The following is a 1,296-nucleotide window of genomic DNA, read 5'->3' on the forward strand; positions in this document are numbered from 1 at the left end:
GTCGCATCGTGCACACGGCCTGCGAATGCGACGACGACGCCCGCCGCATCGGACGTCGCTGCCACCTGCACCGCATCGAAAAGGTTTTGCGGCCCGTCGGGCGCCAGCGCCGTCGCCGGCCGCATCGCGGCCGTCAGAACGACGGGCTTGACAGGTGCCAGCACCCGCTGCAGGAAGTAGGCGGTCTCCTCCAGCGTGTCCGTGCCATGGGTGATGACGATGCCAGCGACTTCAGGCCGGTCGAGGTGCTGCTGTACGGCGACTGCGAGCCGCTGCCAGGTCGCGAAATCCATGTCCTTGCTGTCGAGCTGGGCAACCTGCTGCGCCTCGAGCTTCTGGCCCGACAGCGCGGGCACTGCCGCCAGCAAATCCTCAACGCTCAATTGCGCCGCCGTGTAGCCCACACCGTCGCTGGCGGTTTTGGCAGTGCCGGCAATCGTGCCGCCGGTGCCCAGAATGACGATCAGACGGTCAAAGGTTTGCAATTTCTTGGATTCCTGGATGAAAATACAGGTGCTGGACAAATTTCCAGCCCTGACGAAAAGGCCGCCCCGTGCAAGACCGACCCAAGCTTACCGCCCGACAGCAGCAGATCTTCGACCTGGTCCGCAACGCGATCGAAAGCACCGGCTCGCCACCCACCCGCGCCGAGATTGCCGCCGAGCTGGGTTTCAAGTCCGCCAACGCGGCCGAGGAGCATCTGCAGGCCCTGGCTCGCAAGGGCATGCTGGAACTCGTCGGCGGCACCTCGCGCGGCATTCGCCTCAAGTCCGATGCGCTGAGCGCCGTCAACCGCGCCCGCCAATTCAACCTTCCGATTCCCCACTTCGCCCAGCTGACCCTGCCCCTGATCGGCCGCGTCGCCGCTGGCGCGCCCATCCTCGCGCAGGAGCATGTCGAGCAGACCTATACGGTCGAGCCCGGCCTGTTCGCTAGGAAGCCCGACTACCTGCTCAAGGTCAAGGGCATGAGCATGAAAGACATCGGCATCCTCGACGGCGACCTGCTGGCCGTGCAGTCGGCCAAGGAGGCGCGCAATGGCCAGATCGTCGTGGCTCGGGTCGGCGACGAGGTCACGGTCAAGCGCTTCAAGCGTGGGCCTGATGGCATCCAGTTGCTGCCCGAGAACGCCGATTTCGAGCCCATCCGCGTCGATGAGCACAGCGAGAGCTTCAGCATCGAGGGCCTGGCTGTTGGGCTGATTCGCGGACAGGGGTTCAATTGACCCCGGCGCACTCGAGATGAAAAAAGGCCCGTGTCACCGACACGGGCCTTCTCAATTGGATGGTGGAGCCG

Annotated in this window: 2 protein-coding genes; one reads left to right on the plus strand and one right to left on the minus strand. The window is 64.9% G+C overall.

All coding sequences use genetic code 11. The features are described from left to right. The coding region (locus AC1DU6_RS31620) for an asparaginase (RefSeq protein ID WP_477862132.1) at positions 1-524 on the minus strand (524 nt) is incomplete at its 3' end. 29 nt (positions 525-553) lie between these two features. Here AC1DU6_RS31620 and lexA point away from each other — a divergent pair. Further along, entirely contained in the window at positions 554-1,225 is a 672-nt protein-coding gene (gene lexA, locus AC1DU6_RS31625) for a transcriptional repressor LexA (RefSeq protein WP_056202140.1), read from the plus strand. Positions 1,226-1,296: the final 71 nt, after the last annotated feature.

It is taken from the genome of Roseateles sp. P5_B10, from assembly GCF_056400485.1.